The 26,505-nt window shown below is 45.4% G+C and carries 21 protein-coding genes; 16 read left to right on the top strand and 5 right to left on the bottom strand.

Annotated elements, in window-relative coordinates; translation table 11 throughout:
- Positions 1-7 precede the first annotated feature (7 nt).
- The 3 genes from H509_RS0108470 to H509_RS0108460 all read left to right on the top strand — a co-directional run bounded on the left by H509_RS0108470 (position 8) and on the right by H509_RS0108460 (position 4,365).
- Entirely contained in the window at positions 8-1,282 is a 1,275-nt protein-coding gene (locus tag H509_RS0108470) for a methyl-accepting chemotaxis protein (protein ID WP_245596007.1), read from the top strand.
- Positions 1,283-1,590: 308 nt separating this feature from the next.
- Positions 1,591-3,333 (top strand): glycoside hydrolase family 35 protein, encoded by a 1,743-nt coding sequence (locus H509_RS0108465; protein WP_028544703.1) that lies wholly within the window; start codon positions 1,591-1,593, stop codon positions 3,331-3,333.
- Between the two features lie 174 nt (positions 3,334-3,507).
- The gene (locus H509_RS0108460) at positions 3,508-4,365 is read left to right on the top strand and encodes a DMT family transporter (protein ID WP_028544702.1); all 858 of its coding nucleotides are present in this window, start codon (positions 3,508-3,510) and stop codon (positions 4,363-4,365) included.
- Positions 4,366-4,452: 87 nt separating this feature from the next.
- On the opposite strand, the gene H509_RS24710 is transcribed toward H509_RS0108460, so the two are convergent.
- Positions 4,453-5,544: an alpha/beta hydrolase gene (locus H509_RS24710; RefSeq protein WP_084159123.1), complete on the bottom strand. Its 1,092-nt coding sequence runs from the start codon at positions 5,542-5,544 to the stop codon at positions 4,453-4,455.
- Positions 5,545-5,945: 401 nt separating this feature from the next.
- Between H509_RS24710 and asnB the strand changes: the two genes are divergently transcribed.
- Together asnB and H509_RS0108445 are read left to right on the top strand one after the other, a co-directional pair.
- Positions 5,946-7,793 carry an asparagine synthase (glutamine-hydrolyzing) gene (asnB, locus tag H509_RS0108450; protein ID WP_028544701.1) on the top strand — a complete coding sequence of 616 codons (1,848 nt, stop codon included), beginning with the start codon at positions 5,946-5,948 and terminating at the stop codon, positions 7,791-7,793.
- A gap of 108 nt (positions 7,794-7,901) precedes the next feature.
- On the top strand, positions 7,902-8,444 hold the full coding sequence (locus H509_RS0108445; protein ID WP_157277567.1) for a hypothetical protein: 543 nt from the start codon (positions 7,902-7,904) through the stop codon (positions 8,442-8,444).
- Between the two features lie 40 nt (positions 8,445-8,484).
- Here the strand turns inward: H509_RS0108445 and H509_RS0108440 are convergent, their stop codons facing one another.
- The 3 genes from H509_RS0108440 to H509_RS24705 form a co-directional block, all read right to left on the bottom strand.
- A complete protein-coding gene (locus H509_RS0108440) occupies positions 8,485-9,069 on the bottom strand; it encodes a DUF3238 domain-containing protein (protein ID WP_028544699.1) in 585 nt (194 codons plus the stop codon).
- A 439-nt stretch (positions 9,070-9,508) separates the two neighbouring features.
- Positions 9,509-9,853, bottom strand: a complete 345-nt coding sequence (locus H509_RS27160) for a hypothetical protein (RefSeq protein WP_028544697.1) — start codon at positions 9,851-9,853, stop codon at positions 9,509-9,511.
- A 234-nt stretch (positions 9,854-10,087) separates the two neighbouring features.
- Positions 10,088-11,668, bottom strand: coding sequence for an MDR family MFS transporter (locus H509_RS24705; RefSeq protein WP_036696749.1), 1,581 nt, complete (start codon positions 11,666-11,668; stop codon positions 10,088-10,090).
- A gap of 267 nt (positions 11,669-11,935) precedes the next feature.
- Here H509_RS24705 and H509_RS24700 point away from each other — a divergent pair, with 267 nt between their 5' ends.
- The 7 genes from H509_RS24700 to H509_RS24685 all read left to right on the top strand — a co-directional run bounded on the left by H509_RS24700 (position 11,936) and on the right by H509_RS24685 (position 21,874).
- Positions 11,936-12,859, top strand: a complete 924-nt coding sequence (locus H509_RS24700; RefSeq protein WP_051286899.1) for a TetR/AcrR family transcriptional regulator — start codon at positions 11,936-11,938, stop codon at positions 12,857-12,859.
- 1 nt (position 12,860) lies between these two features.
- Complete coding sequence (locus H509_RS0108415) at positions 12,861-13,631, top strand: energy-coupling factor transporter transmembrane component T family protein (protein ID WP_051286898.1); 771 nt, start codon at positions 12,861-12,863, stop codon at positions 13,629-13,631.
- A gap of 102 nt (positions 13,632-13,733) precedes the next feature.
- Positions 13,734-14,336 (top strand): ECF transporter S component, encoded by a 603-nt coding sequence (locus H509_RS0108410; RefSeq protein WP_028544695.1) that lies wholly within the window; start codon positions 13,734-13,736, stop codon positions 14,334-14,336.
- 58 nt (positions 14,337-14,394) lie between these two features.
- Positions 14,395-16,017, top strand: coding sequence for an ATP-binding cassette domain-containing protein (locus H509_RS0108405; RefSeq protein ID WP_028544694.1), 1,623 nt, complete (start codon positions 14,395-14,397; stop codon positions 16,015-16,017).
- 113 nt (positions 16,018-16,130) lie between these two features.
- Positions 16,131-17,654 carry an MDR family MFS transporter gene (locus H509_RS24695; protein ID WP_051286909.1) on the top strand — a complete coding sequence of 508 codons (1,524 nt, stop codon included), beginning with the start codon at positions 16,131-16,133 and terminating at the stop codon, positions 17,652-17,654.
- 152 nt (positions 17,655-17,806) lie between these two features.
- Positions 17,807-20,551 (top strand): putative bifunctional diguanylate cyclase/phosphodiesterase, encoded by a 2,745-nt coding sequence (locus H509_RS24690; protein ID WP_051286897.1) that lies wholly within the window; start codon positions 17,807-17,809, stop codon positions 20,549-20,551.
- Positions 20,552-20,557: 6 nt separating this feature from the next.
- Entirely contained in the window at positions 20,558-21,874 is a 1,317-nt protein-coding gene (locus H509_RS24685; RefSeq protein WP_051286896.1) for an ABC transporter substrate-binding protein, read from the top strand.
- Positions 21,875-21,998: 124 nt separating this feature from the next.
- Here the strand turns inward: H509_RS24685 and H509_RS0108385 are convergent, their stop codons facing one another.
- Entirely contained in the window at positions 21,999-22,475 is a 477-nt protein-coding gene (locus H509_RS0108385; RefSeq protein ID WP_028544693.1) for a MarR family winged helix-turn-helix transcriptional regulator, read from the bottom strand.
- A 178-nt stretch (positions 22,476-22,653) separates the two neighbouring features.
- Here H509_RS0108385 and H509_RS0108380 point away from each other — a divergent pair, with 178 nt between their 5' ends.
- From H509_RS0108380 to H509_RS24680, 4 genes are all read left to right on the top strand, one after another.
- Positions 22,654-23,640 (top strand): NAD(P)H-quinone oxidoreductase, encoded by a 987-nt coding sequence (locus H509_RS0108380; protein WP_211234318.1) that lies wholly within the window; start codon positions 22,654-22,656, stop codon positions 23,638-23,640.
- Positions 23,641-23,784: 144 nt separating this feature from the next.
- Positions 23,785-24,477, top strand: a complete 693-nt coding sequence (locus H509_RS0108375) for a glycosyltransferase family 2 protein (protein ID WP_028544691.1) — start codon at positions 23,785-23,787, stop codon at positions 24,475-24,477.
- Between the two features lie 63 nt (positions 24,478-24,540).
- Entirely contained in the window at positions 24,541-25,242 is a 702-nt protein-coding gene (locus tag H509_RS0108370) for an ABC transporter ATP-binding protein (RefSeq protein ID WP_028544690.1), read from the top strand.
- Positions 25,239-26,504 (top strand): ABC transporter permease, encoded by a 1,266-nt coding sequence (locus tag H509_RS24680; protein WP_036696746.1) that lies wholly within the window; start codon positions 25,239-25,241, stop codon positions 26,502-26,504. Before H509_RS0108370 ends, H509_RS24680 begins: the two co-directional genes overlap by 4 nt.
- Position 26,505: the final 1 nt, after the last annotated feature.

Below are 26,505 nucleotides of genomic sequence, written 5' to 3'. Positions count from 1 at the left end.
ATGATCAATGATGAAATTTGGTCTGCAGAAGAAAATGGTACTCGGCATTCTAGCTGTATCAACGGTGACGTATACGACTAGCGGATTTTTTATTTTTGTACTGAAGCCTTACATCGCGCCAAGTATGAGCGAATTAGCTTTTGACGCGATCATATTTTCGTTAGGTATATTTTGGACGTGTCTGTTAGGGTGGCTTGCAGCTCGCTTTATTGTAAAGCCGCTCGTCCGTCTGACCAGGGCAGCGGAAGAAGCGGCGGAGGGCAATTTGAACGTCATGCTGCCAACATATCCATTCCACGATGAAGTCCAAGTTCTTAACCATGCATTTGGCAAGATGATTGGCAATCTTCAGCGTATGATTCAAGAGATCAAGTCCAGTGTTGATGTTACTACTCGAAACACGGTTACACTTAGCGATGCTATGACCCACGCAGCCCACCAGATTGAGCAGATTTCAGAAACCGCCGATGGCATGAGTCACGGTGCTGAACGCCAGGTGTCATGGTCCGCACAGACGACCTCTACCGTAGAGCATATACATACGTCAGCCGCCGCGGTTCGTAAGCGAGCAGATGAGACAGAACGTATGACCGCGCATATGCTTGAGACATTGTCAGAGAGTGAACGATTGCTAGCCTCCATTATTGATGGCATGTTAAATGCCGCATCCTCTGGACAAGCCTCGATTGCAACGGTTCAACGCCTCAACGGACAAGCCGAGCAGATAGGCAGCATTTCCACTACCGTAAGAGAGATAGCAGATCAGACTCATCTATTGGCACTAAATGCTTCGATTGAAGCGGCGCGAGCGGGTGAACAAGGTGCTGGCTTCGCAGTTATTGCCTCACAAGTACGCAAGCTGGCAGAGCAATCTGCAACCGCAGTAGACGATATTAATGATCGAATCGTACAAATGCAGGCAGAAGTTGTAGAAGCAGTACGCTTAATTACACAGCAGGTGGAGACCGTTAACGCGGAGGCGGACAAGAAGGAAGATGCCGAGCAAGCCTTGCAAAATATCGCATTAGTAACACGTCAAGCCTCAACTGCCGTTCATGAAATCGTCGAATCAGTAAACGAACAGACTGAGCGATTCGCCACTACTTTGGAGCAAACACGCCAAATGGTAGCGATTGCAGAGGAAATCGCGGCAGGTACCCGTCAGGTCGCCAGTGCTACGCAAGAGCATACCGCCGTCATGGAAGAGATGGCAGCTTCGTCTGATGTACTGCGTGGACAAGCGGATCATTTACGTGCACAGATTGCCATTTTTAAGGCATGATGCGATCCATATCGTTATGTATTGACTTGAGTGTGGGCGTTACACGAATCCATACCTCGTTAATAGGTAAGAAGCACCGTTTGTTTGTACGGTGCTTCTTTGCTGTGTAGATTTAGGATACCGCCATCATTATTCAGTTGGTTATTTCCCACTCTATTTTCGGTTACATATTGCAAGGTTCTTGATAAAGCTGCTCCCTGATCACACATTTGTACATGTATAGGTGAAGATATGACATGGTCATTCCTATAAAACAAGCTATCATAAACGTTATATCTAACCTAATGGATGTTTCGGGAGGAGAACAGATGACACAGCTGACGTGGGAAGGTCAACAAATGCTCTTGCACGGTAAACCGTTTCGTATCATTTCTGGGGCGATGCATTATTTCCGCATCGTACCTGAGTATTGGGCAGATCGTCTTCGCAAGTTAAAGGCGATGGGATGTAATACGGTGGAAACCTATGTGGCCTGGAATGTACATGAGCCTCGGGAAGGACATTTTAACTTTAACGGTATAAATGATATAGCTGGTTTCGTGCGGTTGGCGGGTGAAATGGGGTTGTATGTGATTGTTCGACCCACACCATATGTGTGCGGGGAATGGGAATTTGGTGGTTTGCCTGCTTGGCTTTTAAATATACCGCTGCATCTTCGCTGTAGTGATCCTCGTTATTTAGCGAAGGTTGCCGCTTATTATGACAAACTTATTCCCTTATTGACTCCCCTATTGTCTACACAGGACGGTCCGATCATCGCGATGCAGGTGGAGAATGAGTATGGCAGCTATGGCAATGATAAAGCCTACTTGCATGCTCTGCGCGATATGCTAGTAGAGCGAGGAGTGGATGTGCTGCTGTTTACCTCTGACGGGCCACAGGACGAATTGCTTCAGGGAGGTATGGCAGAGGGCGCTTGGGCCACAGTGAACTTTGGTTCTCGCTCGGATGAGGCGTTTGATAAATTGCTAGAGTACCAGCCTGATGCTCCGCTTATGTGCATGGAGTTTTGGAACGGCTGGTTTGACCATTGGTTTGAAGAGCATCATACCCGCAGCACCGAGGACGCAGCTCACTCGCTTGATGAAATATTGGCACGTGGTGCGTCCGTTAATTTTTACATGCTGCACGGGGGCACTAACTTTGGCTTTATGAATGGGGCTAATTATGGGGTCAAGTATGAACCAGCAGTGACAAGTTATGATTATGATGCTGCTATTAATGAAGCAGGGGATTTAACACCGAAGTTCGAAGCGTTCCGTCGTGTCATCGGGAAATATGTAGAGCTGCCAAAAGGGCCCTTGCCTTCGAATTTGCCGAAGGCAGCCTATGGTGAGGTTACACCGTTCCGAAGCGTGCAACTATGGGACACGCTGGACACGATCTCTGGTCTCCATCACAGCATATGTCCTGAACCAATGGAGCATTATGGACAAGGGCTAGGATTTATAATGTACTCGACTACAGTTACGGGTCCAAGAGCGGAGAGTCAATTGACGATCCAAGATGTGCATGATCGGGCACTCGTATTTATTGATCGACAGCTGATTGGTGTCATGGAGCGGTGGCATCCGACGTCTCTCCCAGTAGTCATACCGGAGGGTGGAGCAAGATTGGACATTCTTGTGGAAAATATGGGACGGGTCAATTATGGCCCTGAGCTGTTGGATTGCAAAGGTATAACAGATGGTGTACGTCTGAACAATCAGTTTCAATTTCATTGGGAGGTACGGACGATACCTCTTGAATCTATTGCAGCGGTTCAATTTAATCGATCCGCTTCAACACTTGACGGTGAGCAGCCTGCCTTCTACGAGGCTGAGCTTGTTATTGAGGGTGAGCCAGTGGATACGTTCTTGTATTTGGACAATTGGCGAAAAGGTGTTGTGTTCATTAATGATTTTAATTTGGGTCGGTATTGGGAAGCAGGACCTCAGCGCTCCCTATACGTTCCTGCTCCTCTTTTAAGACAGGGGACTAATCAAATCGTTGTATTTGAACTTCATGCACCAGGCCATACACTGGAATTTCGAAAAGAATCGCAATTGTAAGCGTTTCTAAGCAAATGGATTCCTTGTTCAGGTCCAGGTTCAGGTTCAGGCTGATATGAACAAGTTATCGCTAAACCTGACTTATTGACGTAAAACAGGACACCGTTTACGATTAAGCCTGTAATTCAGCAACTGAAGAACACGGTACTCAGCAGAAGGAAGGGTTCGACGGTAATGGACGTTTATTTAGGTGTGGCACTTGTACTATGCTCGGCGCTTACCCATGCGATATGGAATTTGTTTGCGAAAAGGAGCTTGCACAAGTCCACCTTTTTATGGTCTTTGCATGTATTGGCGAGCATTATATTTATGCCGTTTTTTATTCAAGATATGATCGTTATGGATGCAAGCTTGGCTGAGCTTGGAATGCTGGCTTGTACATTTATTTGTCAAGGACTTTACTTCTTGCTGCTTAGTAAAGCATATCAGTATGGAGAGTTATCTCGTATGTATCCCATGATGCGGGGGACGGGGGCACTTCTCGTTCCGTTGATGAGTATGCTGCTGTACGGGGAGAGATTAACGGTACTGGGATGGCTGGGCTTGCTCTGTATTGTTGGCGGTTTATTTGCAATTGGCGGATTACTGAGCTCCACTTGGCGAGCACAGTTAGGTGCAATGAAGCTGACATTTGCTATTGGACTATGTATTACTGGCTACACACTGATCGACAAAAGTGTGGTGACCTTTATGTCACCGCTAGGATTGTTACAGCTTTCCAATCTGGCAGCGTTAGTTATGCTGTTCCCAGACATGCGCAGAGCCAAGCGATTGAAGGAGGAGTGGAGGCATAATTGGAAGACGATTTTAGTTGGCGCCTTCTTAACTCCAGGCTCGTATTTAATCTTCTTGTTTGCCCTGAAGCTAGCACCGCTCGCGCAGCTTGCTCCACTGCGTGAATTCAGCATCGTATTTGGCACCGTGCTGGGTATGTGGGTGCTTAAAGAAAAGCAGGGAATGTCACGCATAATGATGTCGCTTGTTATTACGTGCGGGATGCTGCTCGTTGGCTTATTTGGCAGCTCTATATGAGAACAGACAGGAGACTTAAGAGGCGGCTGTTTGTAAAAGTTGACCTGTCTGTCTGCCTGTCTGTTAACGTTACTTTAATAATTATGGCTATGGTGCGGTGTCCAAGTCGGACTTTTCATGAGATGATACGGTTGCAGCTTGGGCGGCCATACTGGAATTAACAGCATAGTATTTTGGAGTAGAAGAGTGGTCGTTCTCTGGCGCACAAGAATATATCACACCATATTCGTCTCGCTTGGCTAAGCCTTCCGATAGCCCAGCATATGTTCCAACATGCTGCTCCACAAATCGAGTGACTTCTGCTGCGTATAGTTCCTGATCATAGCAGTAAGCTACACCGTGGGTTGCTTTGTTAATGAGCAGTAGTTGCTTAGGCTCTGGTTTGACGTTAAACATTTCCTCACTCATATACGTAGGCACAAAAATGTCGGACTTTCCGTGTATAAACATAATCGGCAGCTTGCTATGCATAACAATGTGAATTGGACTTACATCCTCCATCCTAAATCCAGCCTTGCGTTTTAATAAGCGATTTACCAACTTCATCGTCGGCCATGCAGGCATATGATTAAGCTTCGTAACCTGATGGCGAATAAGTCTTGTCAGATCAGAGTAGGGGCAATCGGCGACAACAAAACGCACTTGGGGGCGATGAATGGCGACATATTCAAGTACGGTTCCTCCACCTAAAGATTGACCGTGCAGGCCAAGGATACAATCGTCACCTTTACGGTTGACAACCCAGTCAACCCAAGCCTGAACGTCATATTTCTCCTTATATCCAAACGTTGTATACTTCCCTTCGCTATTTCCGTGTCTACGCTGGTCAATTAACAAGGCGTTAAACCCCAATTTTAAAAATAAGGGCAAAAACTGCGCAGACCACGGAAGTGCGGCTGTGTAACCGTGAATCAGTATAACTACACGTTTAGATTGAGGATGCTGCTCAATATATACGCCGCACAATTTCAACCCGTCATGGCTCATGATGGTAATATCTTCTTTTAACAGCGCCTCATATTGTTTGCGACTATAGACGTTGTATTCCTCCAGCATATCGAAGCAACCTTCATATGTAGAACATTTCATCTGCGTCATTCGATTGACAGCATAATGCGGGAGCAGCCAGATTGACAAAATCATAAAAATAATAATTCCTGCTGCTATCCATGCCAACATAATGATCACTCCTTTGGTTTCACTTCAAATCGTTGGGATCGGTATTTCTTAATTTGTTCAGACAAGTAAGACGGTATTCGCTTAACGATGCAGGAATATAACGATGTATAGGTCAATTTTAGTCGGAAGCCTTGTTTATCTTTATATCTTAAATTATACATATGGTATAAAAATTTACTGTAAAAGTAGGTTGGCATAGAGCCTTCACATGTACTATGATGGAGAGTATGATTTTTGAGTAACGATTGTTGTCGGCGGTGTCGTTTTCCGTCAAAAAGGTTTATAATGTAGCGAAGGCTGTATCAAGGATCAGCAACGCCCTCCGCGTAAGTCGCAGGGATTTCATAATATGAATTAATTCGACACTGTTATACGTGTTAGCGAAGGGGTTAAGGAGAACAATGTGTGGAATAGCGGGCCTATTGAATTTTGACGGTCAACAACCGTCTGAACATATTATTAGCAGCATGATGTCGGTCATTCATCATCGTGGACCGAATGATGGCAAGTTGTGGATCGGGGATCGCGTGGGATTGGGATTCCGTCGTCTGTCTATCATTGATGTGGCGGAAGGTGCTCAACCGCTTAGCAATGAAGACGATTCGGTATGGATTGTTTTTAATGGGGAAATTTATAATTACATGGAGCTGCGCAACGATCTGATCCACCGTGGTCATCAGTTCAAGACCCATACAGATACAGAGGTTATTGTGCACTTGTATGAAGAACATGGCGAGGATTGTGTTCATCATTTGAGAGGCATGTTCGGATTTGCCATCTGGGATCGCAACAAGCAGCAGCTGTTCTTAGCACGAGACCATTTTGGAATTAAGCCAGTGTATTATTTTTATAACCGTGATATGTTTGCGTTTGGTTCAGAGATCAAAAGCTTGCTCACCGTGCCTGGCATGCCACGCCAATTAAATATGAACAGTTTCTACAATTATTTGACGTTCCAATATGTTCCAGACCCAGATACGATGTATGACGGCATACATAAGCTGCCGCCGGCTCATTCCATCACGATTCCATTTGAGGGTGCTCCACAAATTCGCAAGTACTGGGACCCGATGTTTGACCCGATGGATCGTCCATTGGCACAAGTACTTGAAGAAATTCGTGATGTTATGACGGATTCCGTGAAGCATCACTTGCATAGTGAAGTTCAGCGGGGATGTTTCTTGTCGAGTGGTATTGACTCTACAATTACTTCAACATTGATGCGTTCAATGGAGCCTATCAAGACGTTTAGTGTTGGCTTCGAGGGTGCGAATAATGAGACCATTATCGCCCGTGATACTGCGCGTCAGATCGACACTGAGCATTATGATCGCATGATTACTGAGGAGATGTACTTTGACGCGGTTCCTCGTGCCATCTGGCACTTGGATGAGCCGATTGCGGACCCGTCCGCCATTGCGCTTTATGAAGTAGCCAGACTGGCTCGTGAGCACGTCACGGTAGTATTGTCCGGCGAAGGGGCAGATGAATTGTTTGGGGGCTATCGGATTTACCGGGAACCCCACTCTTTACGCTATCTTTCCTGGATGCCAGAGGGGATGCAGCGCTCAGTGAATCAGATGCTGAAGAAGATGCCTAATTTCTACGGCAAGAATTACTTGATGCGTGGCACTACTCCGCTTGAAGAGCGTTTCCTGGGCAATGCTAATATTTTCTCTGATGATACGAAGCTAGGTTTGTTGCGTGCAACAGAAGAGCAGATTGAGACATTCTCTAAACCGTTTGACAAGGCTAAGTTATATTATGATCGGACAAAGCATCTGGACCCCGTATCCCGCATGCAGTATATTGATATGAATCTGTGGATGCCTGGTGACATCTTGATGAAAGCGGACAAGCTGACGATGGCGCATTCGATGGAACTGCGGGTGCCGTTCCTGGACCGTAAAGTGTTTGATGTCGCACGCCGTATCCCGATGAAATATCGTATTGCAGAAGGCACGACCAAATATGCACTGCGCAAGGCGATGCAGGGTGTTATTCCGGATTCAGTGCTAAACAGACCGAAGCTTGGATTCCCAGTGCCAATGCGCGACTGGATGCGTACACAGCGGGCTGATACGATGTGGGAGCATATCTCTGCGAGCGGTATCGATCCAATCATTAACTTAAGTGCGGTTGAAGATATGTTCCGCCGCCACAAAGCCGGACAAGGTGATTACTCGCGTAAGCTATGGGTGTTGTATGTGTTTGCACTTTGGCATGCGACATTTATTAAACACGTGTAATGTTTATACTCTAAATCATGTACAAATCGACCGTCACGGGGCATTCATCACAAGATGAGTAAGCCGCTGGCGGTCGATTTGTTTATTTAAATCCTTTTGATATATGGTATGAAATGGTATATTGATATTGTGGTGGAAAAACTTAGAATAGAAAGGTGTGGATGTAGCATGAGAAGGACTTTGTTTTTTGGATTTGTTTCTGTTTCAAGCTATTTTACAGGAATTCTATTTTATATTTGTCTTTTTTTATTTATATACCAACAAAATATCGTCCACGAAATAGGAAAACTTATAACTTGGACGGCCCCGTCTTACATTTTTATCGTAATAGCTTGTTATTTAGGTATCGACATGGTACTTAAAATAAAAAACGTGCCGTCATTTTTTATACGCACCGTTATATTTATACTGGTGGGAATTATCCCAACTTATATAGCTGCCGTCATGATGGGATTTCGTTTTTTTGTAGATATTAGCTACTTTGTATCTTCTGAGGCGCTTCCTTTTTATGTGTTTTTTACCGGGACAGCTTTATTATTCTCTTATGGCTGTCATGTTGCACACAAAAAGCACGGTGTTAAGATTTATTCGGCTATTTCTATACTTGTCATCGTGGTAACGTTAGGTGTACTTAATCAAAGTGTAAATTAAAACAGGTCAAGCTTGTGGAGAGGCTTGACCTGTATTTTGATTATACTGTTTTATCTACCTTGTACTCCATTTTTCCGCCTAAAGAAAGTGGAGTATCACCCGTTTTTCTAGGGTCGTGTGTATAAATCTTAACAGGGGTACCGTTATCAACACGTTTGTAAATTTCATGTGCAGGATAGCCATCATGCTCACCAACTATAGTGACAGTACCGTTGCTTTTTACAGTAACGTCGTATTTCCAATCAATGTTTGGTGCATCCGTAAACAATGGATTCCCAGCTGATGCACGAATGGAGAAAGATGCAGAACTGCTGCTAATACTTTTTTGGGAAAAAGTTAATCCTTCATCTCCTGCTTGTTTATGTGCATAACGAGTTGCCTCGCCTTTCTTGCTAACGGTCTTCTCCGTTGTCGGTCCTACACTCTTATAGGGTGTAATCACCTTGTTCTTAAAATCAACGACAATATGCTGGACCATTTTTGAAAGACTTGGCTGGTTCTCAGTAAAATAAGTAAACTCCCTGTTGTTTCCATTATAATACACATCAACAGCAGAGGTTGATAAGAAAAGAATCCAATCTTGAGGAATAAAAGCAGCTACCCGTAATACTACAATATTAGCCATTTGATCCACTCCTTTTTATTTGATGCTGCATAGGGAATTTCCGAATGAATACAATTCCCCTGTATTCATTCTTTTTTATGCGCTCATATATAAGGTGTTTTAGAGAACCAATTAACAACCTTGATTTAAAAAAGGAGCAAAATAGGATAAGTGTTTACAGTCATATTATTAGAATTATTAGTAATGGCGGGGATTCGTATTAGTATACAAATGTTGATGTATAAGGTTAAACGTAATATCTGGAGATGACTCCGTTGGAAATATTGTACGTGTTACCGAGTTTTTCTTTGTTTAAACAATTCAATGAGTTCCACAATCATACTTTGAACGGCATCCTCTTGTGGCATTTTAATATACCTGCTCAAATGAATGATGTCGTCCTTAAAGAAATTTATTAATTGAATGATAGCGTCATGGTTGTTCTGTTGGGCTAATTGAATCAATCTTGAGAAGTCATCGTCTGATATAGAAACTGGAGACTTTTTTTCTTCCATTTATTCACCGCCTGCTGACTGATGTTTAGATTTTGAGCAACCTGTACCTCCGTCTTATCTTGCAAATAAAGTTCATATATAATTTTTTTCCCTGTAGCTGAAGGAATAGAGCAAATCAATTGATGCAACAAGACGGATTCCACCCACTCAGTTGAATGGTTAGGTTGTGGACTATAATAAGTTAGTGGAAGTTCACGGTTACAATTTCTTCTTGCCCGATATTGCAGTCGCCATGCGATTCTATGAAGCTCTTCTTTATAAGAATCTATAATACTTAAGCCTTGGTTCATTGGATATACCCCTTTTATAATTAATGACTTCATAAAATATGGAGTTCAAAAAAGGAATTTAACAACCAATATGAGAACTTATGTTCCTATATTAATACGTATACAACAAATTTAAAAGACAAAAAATGTTATATTGTATCGAAAAAAAGGATAAAAAAAGCTCCCGCATCACTTTTTGTGATACGAAAGCTTGTATTAAGGCTCATGAGTTCAGCATCATTTAGGGCAATATCATTATGAAGCTACCTCTTGTTTCTCTTTGCCCCCTGACTGTAGTCTACCTTTACCAATAAACAGCGATACGAGTATACCGAGCACAATAAAGATTAGGCCGCTCAAAAATACGGTAGAGAAGGAAGCTGACCAATTGTCTTTAACAAGGGTAATAATCGTATCTTTTGCTGCGGCCGGTATTTTCTCCTGCACCTCAGGATTCACTAATATTTGATACAGTTTGTTAGAATCTGTTCCAATTTGTTCAAACATTCCTTTGACCAGCGGGTCTGCATGAGCAGTAGCTGAGGCCATGTTAGATTTGACCACTTCGTTCATGATAACGTTAAATACAGTAGCACCGATTGTTCCCCCGATAGAACGGAAAAACGTAGTCGATGAAGTAACCGTACCTAACTGCTCCCGCGGAAACTCATTTTGCACAACGATGGTAATCGTAGGCATTACTAGACCGATGCCGAATCCGAGCACAATCATAAACAGATATGCGGTGAACTGTGAAGTGCCTACCCCCATCGTACTCATCAAATAAAAGCCAACTCCAGCAATTGCCATGCCTGCCGCCAGCACACTGCGGTAAGGTACTTTCAAGAGCATTCTTCCCCCGAGTATACTAGCTGCAATAAGGGAGATCATCATAGGTGTCATCGTCGAGCCTGCTTGAGTAGAGGAGACACCCAGTATACCTTGCATAAACATCGGCACAAACATAATGGCCCCAAACATACCCAAACCAACAAGGAAGCCGAGCGCAGAAGAAACGTTAAATACACGGCTTTTAAACAAGCTCATATCAATTATAGGTTCCTCTGCACGTCTCTCTACAAAGATAAACAGAATAAGAAATACAAACGATGCTGCGAACAACGATAACGTTGTAAAGGAATCCCAAGGGTAAGTCTCATGATCAATAGACATTGCCAGCAGCATAAGCACCAAGCACGGTATTAGTGTCATTATGCCGTACCAGTCAATGGGTGGTCTTTTGCCCGAAAGGGTCACCTTTGGTTGTTCAATTGCTTTCATGCCAATAAAAATAAGTGCAGTGGACAACAATCCAAAAGGTACATTAATCAGGAAAATCCAGTGCCAGCTAATATGGTCTACAATAAATCCGCCGATAAACGGCCCAATAACAGAGCTTAATCCGAAAATGGCACCAAATACACCTTGCCACTTGGCGCGCTGTTCAGCGTCAAATATATCACCGATAATCGTCTGTGACATGGGCATCAACATGCCGCCGCCCAAGCCTTGAATGGCTCGGTAAATAACTAGCTGCTCCATATTAGTCGCAGTTGCGCATAGCGCGGAGCCGACAACAAAGATAAGCCAGCCGATCAAATAAATAAATCTTCTACCGAACATATCGGCTAATTTCCCTGCAATTGGGATAACGGTCGTAGAACAGATCATATAGGCTGTCGTTACCCAAGCAAAGAAGGAAAAACCATTAAGCTCCTTAATAATCGTGGGCATAGCCGTACCTACGATGGTCTGTTCTAGGGCGCTAAAGAACATCCCCAAAATTAGTCCGGCCAACACCATGTTACGCCTTGACTTTACGTGGTCATTACTCATGTAGATATCACCTTAATCCTTTCTAAATCTGTGACTGTTGCGGTATTCATTCGCTCGCGATGCACATTAATGACGCGGTGGACACTGCCGTGACCAAGTGGTCAAAAATAATCATGACTTGTAATATATACTGTGATGACTTAAAAGTCAAATGTTTTCGTTCTAAAATATTTCTTTCACAAACAGCTTTATGTTACCATAAGGGGTAGAACATAACCGATGCATGACTTCATGGTCAAATGACATCGGTGAGGAGGCCGAGTCACATTGGAACCGAAGAAGCGTCAGATTATGGAGGCTGCCTTGGCGTTATTTGCTGAAAAGGGATACCATGATACGTCGATTCAAGAAATCGCAGATCGAATTGGTATTGCAAAAGGGTCTATTTATACGTTTTTCCGTTCAAAGGAAGAGCTGATGACTACGATATTTGAATATTATCATCAGCATATGTACGAGAAACTTCGCGACACCTTAGCTGAACAAGTACCTCCGCGAGACAAGATGGAACGATTAATTACACAATCATTGGAACAGTTTGTTCGCTTTAAAATGTTTATCTTTTTACAAAGAAAAGAAGCACATCTTCAGCAGAAGCGTGAGCTTAAAGAGATGATCTTTGATTTCCGAGCAAAGCGCTTCTTTACGTATCGGCATATTGTTAGTGAAGTGTACGGCGCACAAGCGGAACCTTACTGGTTAGATTTGGCAGCCGTATTAAGCGGAATGACTTTCGAGTTTATGAATTATACGGCTTTTGACAAGAAGCATATCGATTATGAGCGGGTAAGTGGGTTTATTATGAGTGTGCTGGATGCATCTGCCGAACACTTTATGAAACGTCAGACGGAACCGCTGCTCACAGACGATATGATGAATGACTTCATTCGTGCAGGCCGGATTGGCATATCGCCACAGCAGCAAGGGCTGCTGAATACAGTATGGAAGCTCAAGGATACCATTGCAGTCTGGGACTGTGATGTGAAGCATAAAGAAGAAGCTGAACAGGCTTATACGGTACTGGAATCTGAAGTGTTAAAAGGTAACGGGGATAGTGTGAAGGCACGGGCTATGGCGATGTTTCTCCAGTCGATGCCGAATCCGCTCATTCATGAGGCGGTCGCGGATGTATTCAACGGAATCACATTGCTGACGGAATCGGCAGAGAGCGGCAGGGGGCTGCAGTTGTAGTATGGCTAACACGGGTAAGAATGGAACCCGCCTGCGGGCATGGCTGCATACAATTGACCCGCTGACAAAAGGGATATGGCTGCTCAGCACGGGACTTGCCGTCATGATGACGATGTCTTTGGCGGGACAAGCAGCTTGGTTTGGTTCTGTCCTCTTATTAGGATGGACAGGAGGAGATTGGAGCAGCAGACAATGGAAGCTGCTTGCCATCTGGCTGTTGAGCTTTGGCATTCCGCTCATCGTGTTTCAATGGCTTGTGCTTCCCGGTGAGACGCCTATTTTGGCTTCGCTCACCGGGAAGCTGCTGACCGAAGAGGCGTTGCGTGATTCGGTCAGCTTGACGCTGCGATCGATGACGTTAATGGCGTCATCGATCGTATATGCGACGACCACGGAGCCGCGCGATGTGGTCGCCGCGCTTACCGGGCGGCTGCGCGTACCGGATCGCATAGCGTACGCGGCCGCCATTGCGCTCCGCTTCGTGCCGCTGCTGCTTGCCGAAGCGGAGCAGATGCGCCATGCGCAGCGCCTGCGGCGCATGGCGCCAGCACGCGGGATTGGCGAGCGGCTGCGCTCCGCTCGCCAACTGCTGCTTGCCGTGACCCAGACTGCGCTGCGCCATGTTCACGTCGTGTCGACGTCAATGGAGGCGAAGCGCTTTGGTCAAGGCGGGCAGCGGACCCAGTGGCGCAAGCTGCCCATTCCGCCACTGGGGATAGGCTTGGCAGCGGTTTCTATAGGTACCGCTGCCACTTCCTTGTATTGGCTATAGCTTTATAGCGCGTGTGCAATAATTTACGCTTGCATTTCTGAAGGTCCCCTTGTACCTTATATAAAGGTAAACCATTTTTATTTGAAAAGGGGTAACATTTACATGAGACAAGCAGGTAAATCATTCATACAGTCCATTACGATTACCGAGTGGGTGCTAATGGCACTTTTAGCTGCATCCAATAGTGTGCTATCCAGTTTAATCTCACCGCTTAGCAAGCTGCTGACTGCATGGGGAGGTCCTATACTTACATCAACTATAACTGGTGTGTATATGGTTTACGGTTTGCTTGCGATGTATATCATTCGCAAGCCAGGCGCGGCATTATTTACTTATGCTATAGGTGCATTACTGCAAATTATGATCGGGGTAGCCTACGGTGCCTGGTCCGCAATAGCCGCGGCGGCATGTTACGCTGTTATTGTTGAGCCGATTTTTTATTTGTATCGGTACAAAAAGTTCAGTTGGGTTACGATGCTGTTAGTGGGAACTCTTATGGTGCCGTTATGGTTTGTAGTCGCGGCATTTATGTTTGGTTATACGAAGTATGCACCTGTAATTTTGCTTATTACTTTGATCGTACGCTGCATAAGTGGAATGCTGCTTTGCGGTGCCCTGACCAAGTGGCTAGGTGATCAATTAGCGGGTACAAGATACGTTCGTCCATTTGCAATTGGACGGGATGCTCGCTCGAAACAAGCTTGAGTCTAATCGATTTTACGCTTATTATTATGTAAGAGCATACACAAGGGAGGGGCTATCTGTGGAACGAACACGGATGGAGTATAGTTTGCAGCAGCCCCTGCACAGAGCGGAGAAGGTCATGCGTGTAGAGCGCGTGACCTTTACCTATGTCGGGGAACGGATGCCGATCCTTCACGAGTGCAGCATAACGATCATGCAGGGGTCTGTTCATCTTGTTGTTGGTCGTAACGGCAGCGGCAAATCTACATTATGCAAACTGCTTGCAGGTTTAATGCATACGCACGATGGTGATCTGTCTGGTCATATTGGCTGGTACGAGAGCGAGGACCAAGCAGTTACTCAAGAAGTAAACGAAGATGAACAATGGACAACGTCTAACCGAAGTAACGTATGTCTCCCACCAGAGCTTTCACCCGTAATTGGATATATAGGTGGCGACGCTTCGCAACAGTTTGTAATCGGTGTAGTTGAGGATGAGCTTGCATTTGGTCCAGAAAATATGGGGGTAGATGCGGCAGAGATCGGTCACAGAATAGATGCCCAATTGGCGGCTTTGAGTATGGAGCCTTACCGGCATGCAAAAGTAGAAAAGTTGTCTGGTGGTCAGCAGCAGCGAATAGCAGCAGCATCGGTATGGACGATGGAACCGGATGTGCTTATTGTGGATGACGCTTGGAGTCATCTGGACGCAGAGGGGCGTAGGCTCTTTGCAGCATCCCTTTATAAATGGATGTACCCAAACGGTGAACGCTCTGCTACACGTACGTTATGGATGACGGTTCCACGGCTCGATGCGGAGGATTGGCAGCATCCGATTTGGCAGCATGCAACATGTTGGCAATTGGACAATGGCAAGCTGCAAAAGTATAAACCAGACGGCACGACAAGCCGTGTCGATATGTCTGCTGCTCGCGGTTCAGAAGCAGAAGCTGTGTACCCGGGATCAGCACAGGTGCGTAAGTTACCCGTTCACGTCGTACTTGACGCAGTATCTGTCCGTTACTCACATGGAACGGAGGCGTTACGTGGTGTAACGGCTGAAGTGCGTGGAGGGCAGGGTATATTGTTGACAGGTGCAAACGGAGCAGGGAAATCAACCTTATTCCGAGTATTAACTGGCGCGTTACGTGGCTATCGTGGATCTGTATTATTTAACGAGCACGAACTGCGTATGATGAAGGCGGAACCATTAGCTCAGTATGTCGGATACGCCCCTCAACAAGCTTATGCGTCATTTATTACTGATCAGGTCTGGAAAGAATGTATGGCGGTGTGGGATTCGTTGGATCTGGCGCAGCAGTCCAGTTCATTGAACGCATGCAGCCTACTTGAGCCAGCTTTATCAACTTTATCAGCCAAGGAATGGTGCCACCAACAGCTGGTGAAACTTGAACTGCTGCAAGAAGCGGATCGTCATCCTCTCGATTGCTCCTTATCTGCTCAGCGTAAGCTCAGCTTGTTTATTGCAACTGCTCATGCCCCTGCGCTCATATTGTTGGACGAACCGACAGCGGGTTTGGACTTGGAAGCAGCGCTAGACATTATAAGCTGGTGCGATCGCGCAAGAGCTAACGGTGCTGCTGTTGTGGTTGCTACGCATGATACCTTGTGGACAGCGCTTACAGAAGGAAATTCAGAATGGTTGAATTGGAACATGCATGAAGGAATACTGCGGGTGTAAGATGAAATTATTGTATTCTCAGCCTTGCTCAGCAGAGAACATGAGGAGGACCAAAATATATGTCTAGCGAGACGTCAAATGGTGGTGCCTATCACAACGGTCACGAAGCGACAATGAAGCCTGGGCGCAGCCGTCAGATGGTTACGCTAGCACTTCTATTGTCTACTTTTTTAGCTGCAATAGAAGTTACCGTTGTTAGCACAGCTATTCCTAAGATTGTAGCCGATCTTGGAGGGCTTAAACTTATTAGCTGGGTCTATGCGGCTTATTTATTAACGACGGCTGTATCTACGCCGTTATTTGGCAAGTTATCTGATTTATTTGGACGCAAAAATGTGTTTATTTTTGGGTCCGTGCTGTTTGTTGTCGGCTCGATGTTGTGTGGGTTGTCCCAAAATATGACGCAAATGATTGTATTTCGGGCGATTCAAGGGATAGGAGCTGGCGCGGTGCTGCCCGTGACATTTACGATGGTTGCGGACATTTATAACTTCGAAGAGAGAGCCAAGATTCAAGGACTATTCAGCTCGATCTGGGGAATTGCGGGGCTTGTGGGACCGCTTGTTGGCGGATTTTTTGTGGACTCTTTATCGTGGCACTGGATCTTTTTCTTTAATGTCCCGTTTGGCATTATATCGGTATGGATGATCATCGTCACTTTCCATGAAAAGGTTGAGCGTAAAAACAAGCCGATTGATTATGCCGGTGCGGTCACATTTACGATTGGGATGACGGCCTTCTTGTTTGTGCTGATTACGGGAGGGCAAGATATTGCTTGGAATTCTCCAGTGATGTATACACTTATCGGAATTGCAGTTGTGTTTTTAATGTTGTTTTTCCGCATTGAATTAAAAACGGAGGAGCCGATGGTTCCGCTCCAATTGTTTCGTGTCCGAGACATAGCTGTCTCCAATGGTATTGGCTTTTTATTAAGCGGGGTACTTATCGGCATTAATTCTTATATGCCGCTTTGGATACAAGGGGTGCTCGGAGAGAGTGCGCAGCATTCTGGATTATCCTTAACGCCGATGTCTATCGGCTGGCTGATCGGTTCCGTTGTCGGTGCACGTATGTTAATCAAAAGTGGTGCGAGACTTGCGGTAGCTATAGGAACGACAGCAGTTGTAATAGGCTCAGTATGGCTTGCCAGCATAAGCGGTCATACCTCAATGTGGATGATTATGGCGCTTACCTTTATTTCGGGACTCGGTTTTGGATTTTCCTTTACTTGTTTTACGATTATTGTCCAATCTACCGTCGCTTGGAACTTGCGTGGAGCGTCAACCGCACTGAACACGTTTATCCGTACATTAGGGCAAACGTTAGGTATAGCAGTGTTTGGTACTTTTTTGAATAGTCACATTGCCCAAGCGGTTCGTCATGCGGGTTCTGAGGTGGCTTCCAAAGTGACTAATGAGGACCTGAACCAATTGTTAACACCGGAAAAGGCGCATCAGCTGTCACCGGATTTGCTTGTCCAATTGCGTCAGTTTTTGGAGAATGGCTTACATAGTGTATTTGTATTATTGGCGGTACTTGCTGTGGCAAGCTGGTTGTTTGTCTGGTTCATGCCAGCGCATCAGTCAACTGCCAATAAGCAGCATGCTACGGAAGAGCAATGTAAACAAGCGAATTAGAGACATTTACCGACAACTATCGGTTGTCGGTTTTTTTCTGATTGTGGAGTAGGAAAAAGTAACCTTGATGTCGAAATCATTGTACAGGGAACTTCTATACACAGATGGAGTATAGATGGAATGCGTTTGATATGTAAAGGAGCATCACCGTTATGCCGCGTACTCTCATGCCTTATCATTCGCTTCGTGCGAGTGTCGTCTGCGCGCTGCTCATCATTCTGGCGGCCATATCCACGCAATACGGCATACAGTATTCATATGGCGCGGAATTTATGATTTGCAGTGCCTTTTTGCTCGTCATTCTTGTATTGTTTGGCTCTTATTGGGCTGCGAGCTCGGCGCTAGTAGTCAGCTTAGGGCTTTACTTCTTCGGGCACGGTTCGATTACGTTGCTGCTGATTGGTCTTGAGTTGATTATGGTCGGATACTTGTACGAACGTAGAAAAGCTCACTTGCTTCTTTGGGACGGCGTGTTTTGGTTTGTGATCGGCGCACCGTTCGCCACATTATTTTTTTACCTGCAGACTGATATTTATAGCTCCGAAGCACTGCTGCAATATTTTATGTTCGCGATGAATGGCCTGCTTAACGCCTTTATTGCAGATATCATCATTACGTATTTTCCGTGGTCGAGGATCATTCCTAACTCGGAGAAGAAGACCGTATCCTTAAGTCAATTACTTACCCACCTCTGTGTTGCAGCCGTATTTATCCCGTTTATGATCAATATGGTGCTGGATAGCCAACAAATGCGTAAAGAGATTGAGACGGATTCGCTTAGTCTGGTAGAAACGCAATCGCGCCTTATGACGGACTGGCTGCAAAATATGAGCCCAAAAGAACAGCAAGGTTTGTATTTACGCTCCATTATTGAGACTGGAAAAGTAGAGGAGAAGCTGAATAGCTACTCGCTTCACAGCCTGTTGAAGATGGCCGTATACGATGAACAAAACCGTATTGTCGGCTCAACGGATCCACGCTGGTTCGACTCTATGAACACGTATAGACCACAAGGAGAAATTGATGAGGTAGCTTTAGTCCTGCTAAGTGACAAAGTATCTCAAAGTACAGCCAATCCTAACGTGGATAAAATGTTCTATCGATGGCTGCCGCCCGAACACCAATATGATTATGACACTAGGCGCTGGAATGATGGCTATTATGTGCTGGAGAAGACGATCAGCAATCATCCGGCCCATCGTGTAATGACGTTTATTCCGATCTCGTACTATTTGCAGGGTACGATTGAGATGTATCTGAAGAAGTTTTTGACGTTGTTTTTGTTATGTGCGTTAGCAGGCGGTATTGCCTTGATGGTTACCCGTTATATCACACGTTCTTTAGGCAATTTGAAAGAAATAACGACAGGCATGCCAACGAAGCTGCTTACGCAGCAGTCGGTTCCGTGGCCTGACAGCAACATTGGTGAAGTGAGGTCGCTTGTGCATAACTTCAAGATGATGTCCGAACGATTGATCGAGATGTTTCGCGAGATGCATCGTATGAATGAGAAACTGCTTGATCAGACCAATATGTTGGAAAAGTCAGAGGAACGACTGCAACAGCTTGCTTACTATGACACACTCACCCAGTTGCCCAATCGCCACTACTTCTCTATTAATTTAGAGAAGGCCATTAAGGCAGCCGAAATTAAATCTTCGCAAATTGTGCTGTTGTTTATCGATCTGGATCGCTTTAAGCACATTAATGATTCGCTTGGTCATAATGTGGGAGATGCGCTGCTCGTAAGAGTCGCTCAGCGATTAAGCGGTTGTATGTCCAAGCTAAGCGGTTCGCACATGTGTGCTCGTTTGGGCGGCGATGAGTTCGTGATCGTACTGGAGGATAGCACAAGGCAAGACGCAAAGACGGTTGCACAGCGTATTTTGTCGCACTTTAGCGACAGCTTCTTTGTGTTGGAACATGAGCTGTATGTCTCGCCAGCAATCGGAATAGCAGTCTATCCTCAAGATGGACAAGAGTTTACGACGTTGCTGAAACATGCGGATACAGCGATGTACGCAGCCAAAGATCGAGGCGGTCAGACTTACATGTTCTATGATCAACTCCATCCCGAACAGCTTCCAGAGCGATCCATGCTGGAAAGCGAGTTACGCAAAGCGATGGAGAGAGATGAGTTGCTGCTCCATTATCAGCCCATTGTAAGTGCTGACGGAGAAGTGACAGCGGTAGAAGCACTTATACGGTGGAATCATCCAGAGCGAGGCTACATCTCACCTGCTCAATTTATTCCGTTAGCGGAGGAAACAGGAATCATTATTCCTGTAGGGGAGTGGGTGCTGCGCACAGCTTGCATTCAGCATAACGCTTGGATGGAGACAGGGAACATGCCGTTGTTTGGTCTATCCGTAAACGTGTCGCTCCGGCAGTTTTTGAATCACGACTTTGTAGCAATGGTGGACCGAATTTTAAGAGAAACCAGTTTTAATCCGCATCATCTGATTTTAGAAATAACGGAAGGTTACGTGCACAAGCATGTGGAACAAGCTAATTATGTACTCCGACAACTGAAGAAACGTGGCATCCGGATTGCGGTAGACGATTTTGGCACAGGTTATTCCTCATTAAGCCGCTTAAAAACGTTGCCTATACATGTCCTTAAGATGGACAGGTCATTTGTTCGTCACTTGCAGCATGATCAAGCGAATGCCTCGATTGTACAAGCGGTTATTCAGATGGGGCAAAGCATGAATCTGAAAGTGATGGCCGAGGGTGTAGAGACAATTGAGGAACTGATCCATTTGAAGTCGCTTCATTGTATGCAATATCAAGGATATCTCATCAGTCCACCGCTTGCAGCGGATGAATTTGCCGCTCGGTTTCATGAGTTTTCGGTTGTGGAAAGGATACTCGGAGCGGCGCAACTTGGGGGTTGAAACGGTATGACTCATGCAAGGTTGTTACGAGGGTATGGTTGGATAAGCTTCTTTATACTGGTTTTGCTCCTAACAGGATGCAGAACAGAGAAGATTTCGACGCTGCCTGTAGAGAATGTCAGTGCATCAGATGTTCAGCCTCCACAAGAACTGACGGTATGGTGTTATGGTGATAGTTGTGCCGATTTTGCGAGTAAGTTTGAACAAGAGAACAAGGGTGTTAAGATTAATGTCAAACGTTTTACCTACAATGATCATGCGCAAACGTATTTAGATGCTATGGTCAAGGGGAAAGCACCTGATGTCATGGAAGTGGAGAATACGTTTCTGGGTGAATTTAATGCTATTGAAGGCATCGTAAATTTGTTGGAGGAACCGTTCAGAGCAGATTTGCTAAAGGCTACCGTTGCTCCAGCACTGTGGGATGCGACGTTATCTTATGACGGGACCAGACTGATTGCTTTGCCCGTTGCCTCTTCACCCAGGGTCACGTTCTATCGAAAAGATATTTTGGAGAAGTACGGCTTTCCCTCAGAGCCAGAGGCGTTGGGGCGTTATATGGAGGACCCTGAGCGGTGGCTGAATATGGCCATTAAGCTGCGTAAAGAAGGAATCTTCATTACGCAGTGGGATGCGGACCCTATGGAATTGTACGAGACAACAGTACCTCAATTTGATAGTAGTATGAGATTTAACCGCAATAATGAAGTTATTCGACAGGGGCTTGAGTTGTCCCAAGAGGTTAACCGCAGAGGGCTTGATGCTAATATCGGATTATGGACAGAGCTAGGAGAGCAAGCCTTACAATCAGGCAAGCTGGCGATGGTATACCTTGGCACATGGGGAGAACTGCAATTAGAACAGTGGGCCCCTAAGACAACTGGACTATGGCGTGTAACACGTTTGCCCTTTAATCTTTATGGATATTCTGGATCTACATCTTTGATGTTATCAGAACAATCCAAAAATAAGCCGCTCGCGTGGAAATTTATGTACTCTATGTTTATGGGGATGGATGGTAACGCTACGGTAGCCGCGCATTTGCCTTCTAGGAAGACTGTATTAGATCGGAAATACAGCAGTAATTTCCTCGGGGGCCAGTATTCAAACGAGCTGTACATGGATCTGGCTATGAAGATGAGAGAATACAAGCCGACACCACTTGATGTGGTGGCTAATGAGTGGTTCCGTGTGGCTAAGCTAAAAGCGATTGAATTTAATATGTACCCTGCAACAGCTTTAAAGACGATAAACGATGAGATTAATGTAAAGCTAGAAGAATCCAGACGGATCTTGTTGGCACGTCTAAATAAACGACGATAAGCGCGTTAACGCGAACGATGTAAATTCGTACCATCGTCGGTATAGGATAAACTTCTGTTTAAGTAGACTGCAATAACGTTACAGCCTAAAGAGCCGGTATAACTACCGGCTCTCGCTGTTGAGATTAAGATCCCGATTTGTTGTTGGTGCATCCAAGTCGTTCAGCTTGCAGCCCCAGTTTCTTTAATAAGGCAATCGCCTGCTGCTTCTCATCCAGCGTAAGGCCGCTTAGTGCTCGACGAAGCATGACTGCCTGACGTGGGAAAATACGCTCCATCATGTTACGACCATCTGCTGTCAATTCCGCGAAGATAACACGGCGATCTTTGGCGCTCGGGTGACGCTCCAGATACCCATTTCGCTCTAGCTTATCGATGACATAAGTTACATTGCCGCTTTGCAATAACAGCTTGGAGCCAATCTGTTGAATGGGTTGCGGGCCTTTATGATAGAGCATTTCAAGTACGGCGAAATCAGTTGGGTTAAAACCTTCATGTTTGCAACCGGCTGCGGAATGATCAGACACACTTTTAAATGCTTTGGAAAATACACGGAACAAATGTAAAGATGCTTCGGTTTCTCGGTCAATACGCTCATGCATAGTAATCCCACCTTACTCGAATGGTTACGATTTCATGATAGTACGAAATTAAATTTTGTAACGTAACATTAATCACATTTGTGAAAGATTGAACACAATAAATTTAAACTTTTTTAATTTGTTTGATTTTTGGTCAGATTATGAATGCGAAATCTCACATTTAAGGAGGATTATGAGGATGCAAAATAGGATGAAGGCATGTTTAGTTGGAAGTGATCATGACTTATACTGGGGGGATTGGGAAAAGCCAACATGTGGTCCCGATGAATTGTTAGTCCGAATTTATGCAACGGCCGTCAATCGGGCAGATCTATTACAGAAGCGTGGCAAATACCCAGTACCGCCAGGCGCTTCTCCCATTCTTGGCCTTGAAATGGCAGGCACGATTGAGGAAGTAGGAGCAAATGTCGTGAATTGGCAGGTTGGTGAACGAGTAGCAGCGCTTCTCTCAGGTGGCGGATATGCACAATATGTAGTAATCCCACAAACGATGGCGATTCACATACCCGATCAATTGTCGCTGGAGCAGGCTGCTGGTATTCCTGAAGTTTTTCTGACGGCTTATTTGAACGCTTTTAAGTTAGGCGGACTACAGGCGGGAGAGCGTATTCTTGTGCATGCAGCAGCAAGCGGTGTAGGTACGGCAGCTGTTCAACTGGCGAAAGCCGCAGGTGCTCACGTGTATGCAACTGTCGGTACAGATGAGAAGGCGGAGGCAGTGAGGAGACTTGGCGCAGATTGCGTTGTAAACTACCGTCATCAATCGTTTAAAGAGACCATTCAACAAGAAACAAATGGGCATGGAGTAGAGCTTATCCTAGATCCCGTAGGGGCCTCTTACTGGCAAGATAACGTGGACAGTTTGGCGTATGATGGTCGCTTCGTGTTGTATGGTGCGCTTGGCGGCGCCAAGATTGACTCGTTTGATCTTATGGCGGTCATGCTGAAGCGGGTTCATGTTATAGGAAGCACCTTAAGAGGGCTCCCTCTGTCCCGAAAGGCAGCATTAACAGCTAATTTTGTCGAATGGGCGCTGCCTTTATTTAAGTCAGGGCAGTTGCAGCCGATTATCGATTCTGTCTGGGATGCAGAGGAAGTTAATGAAGCGCATGCCCAGATGGAGAGAAACGCCAACATTGGCAAGCTGATTATATTGACTCCGTGATGTTAGAAGGGGTCTGGTTGGTTTGAATTATAATATTTGCTTGTGCACTAGGCAAAAGTCTGCTCATTATGTGCCCTTGATGAATTATATGTAAGGGTACATCAATACCGCGCTTGAGCGGCTGCGGCAGGGGGCTCGGTACTATTGAATTACGTTCTGGGAATATTCTATGTGAATCGTTTGGATTTATTGTATAAGGCACTTTACAGTGTTCAAGCGTATTGGCCTCATGTAATTGTGATTGATAATTCTTGGAACAAGGAGTTGCGGTCCGCGGTGGCTATCCCGAAAGGGGTTACCGTATATGAGCCGCCGATCCCGTTGTCGCATAGCCAATCACAAAATATGCTTCATTACTGGGGCAAGGAACAGAATTGCGACTTTGTGATGTATATGCATAGTGATGCTGAAGCGGAGAGCGGCACACCTGAACTGTTTCTAAAACGTCTAACGTGTCTAATGGAGGACGGGACGAAGTGGGGGGCAGCGAACACATATTTCGACACCTTGGCTGCATTTTCTATGAAAGCCATTCAATCCGTCGGTCCTTGGGATCAGAACTTGCCGATGTATTACTCCGATATTGATTGGTTCAGAAGGATGCGTCTCTGTCACTATGAGCTGATTGAGACGTTGCTTCCGGTTAAGCATCATAATGATGGAGCTTCTACGGTGAAATCAGACGTGTATTTGTTGCATGTACACGAGGTGACATTTCCTCTATATCAGGATTATTATATAAGAAAGTGGGGCGGCGGCATGGGACAAGAGACATTCTCCCTAGCGTTTGATCGTTTCCCCCTTAATCCAGTCCCCGATTATTTGGCTGACCGTTAACGTCTGCCTCTATGCGAAGTATAGTGACGGGGACAAACGGATGGTTATAGAGGAGGATCGTGTATGAGCATACTTAAAGTCAATTTGGAGCAAGCAGGGTACGATGCTCAGGAAATGAAGATCCATCAGATTAGCTTTGACGTGCAGCCTGGTGAATTGGTAGGCATAATCGGGCCAAATGGGGCTGGGAAAAGCACTGCCATTAAGTCGATACTAGGTACTATGAGGCATGTTAAAGGCAGCGTCAGCTTTGGTCAAGACGGGAAAGGCAAATATGCTTATGTGCCAGAACAGCCCATCCTGTATGATACGATGACATTATGGGAGCATCTTGAGTTAGCAGCCGCCGCCTATAATATGTCTGCGGAGCAATTTAAAGCTCGAGCAGACGAGCTTCTTACCCGCTTTCAGCTTAATGATGTCGTCCATCATTATCCGACAAGCTTCTCCAAAGGCATGCAGCAGAAGTTGATGTTGATTATTGCCTTTATGTTGCAGCCTTCACTTTACATTATTGACGAGCCCTTTGTAGGTCTGGACCCGCGAGCGACCAAACGATTTTTGGACATGCTTTATGAGGAGCGGGTAAGGGGAGCAGGGGTGCTAATGAGTACCCACGTGCTTGATACGGCTGAACGAATATGCGATAGGTTTATTCTAATTCATCAAGGTCGAATTGTGGCACAAGGGACGTTTGAAGAAATAAGAGAACAGAGCAGCCTGCCGGCGGGTACGTTGATGGACTGCTTCGAGGTATTAACATGATGCGGCCGTGGCCGCTGGTGTTTCGACGTTGGCGCTTGAATCTGAACTATCAATGGAAAGCCCTGCGTATCGTGATGGATTGGACAGTTATGTTGTATATAATTGTACCCGCTTTGCTGCTCGGCTTTAAATTTTATTATGGCTGGTGGACAGAACCCGTTGTTATTCCGTCACAAGCAGTATTTCAGACGTTATGGATTTACCCGTTTTTTGTACCCATTCTGATGTCACGTGTTCGAACATGGTCGGAAGGCGGGGACATTTTGTTTCTACGTCAGCACCCCGTCTGGTATGAGACATTTGTTCGGTTTGGCTTGTTAGAGCTTGCCGTGAGGCAGACGCTGCTGACAGGTGCTGTGACCTTGCTTTTGTTGCCTTGGCTTCTTTATGGATATCATTTTGAAGTCGCAAGTGTAGTGATGTTAGTGCTCCTTACAGGATTGGTTGGCTGTATGCATGCACTCATAAGTAATCAGATTACTGTACGTATAAGTGGCTGGAAGAAGGTTGTATGGATTTGGGTATGGAATGTGGCTATGTTGCTAGCTTTTCGATACATAATGATTTCCACGTTGTCGTACTTGCTCGCAAGTGCAGTGATTGCCGTGCTGCTCATCCTGTGTACATATGTGTTGGCTAAATGGCGCATCCATGTCCGATATACATTCGACAGAGATGTAGATGTAGAGACAGCCTTTAAGATGAAGCTGACAAGTCTGCTGTTAAAACAAGCGCTTGGCAAACAACCTAGACTGAAACGTGGCAAGAAGCCGCTGCTGTTTCCTCATTCAGGGTACTGGAGGCCGCTTAATACCGCAGGTGAGCGAATAGGTGCTATCGCCGTAAAGACGATGTGGCGGAGCAGTGTTCATCTCCTATTTTATGGCCAACTTATTGGGGTAGGTATGATTGCACTGTTTATAGTGACGTTAAAGGCGGTATCCTTGTTGATGCTCGTTTTCCCAGTGCTGTGTGCGATTTTGGGATACTGGCTGAATTCCTATTGGCGGGAGCTAATAGGCAGTGAAGTGTGGAAGATGTATGCCTTTGATAGGGAACAAGTTCAGATTGGAGCCTCTCATTTTGTGAAAATAAACGGAATAGTGCCTGGTATTCTGTGGGGTGCGGCTTCCGGCTGGCTCATATCACCTGTGGCGGGCATCTTATATATGGTAGGAGGTGCTATTGCATCGTCCTTTATATCCCACATGGTAATGATGATGCGCGGCTACAAACTGAAGGAAGATTATAAGGTGGAATGAA

This window comes from Paenibacillus taiwanensis DSM 18679 (assembly GCF_000425125.1).
In the GTDB taxonomy this organism is placed as follows: domain Bacteria; phylum Bacillota; class Bacilli; order Paenibacillales; family Paenibacillaceae; genus Paenibacillus_B; species Paenibacillus_B taiwanensis.
This window is presented reverse-complemented; position numbering and strand designations above follow the sequence as displayed.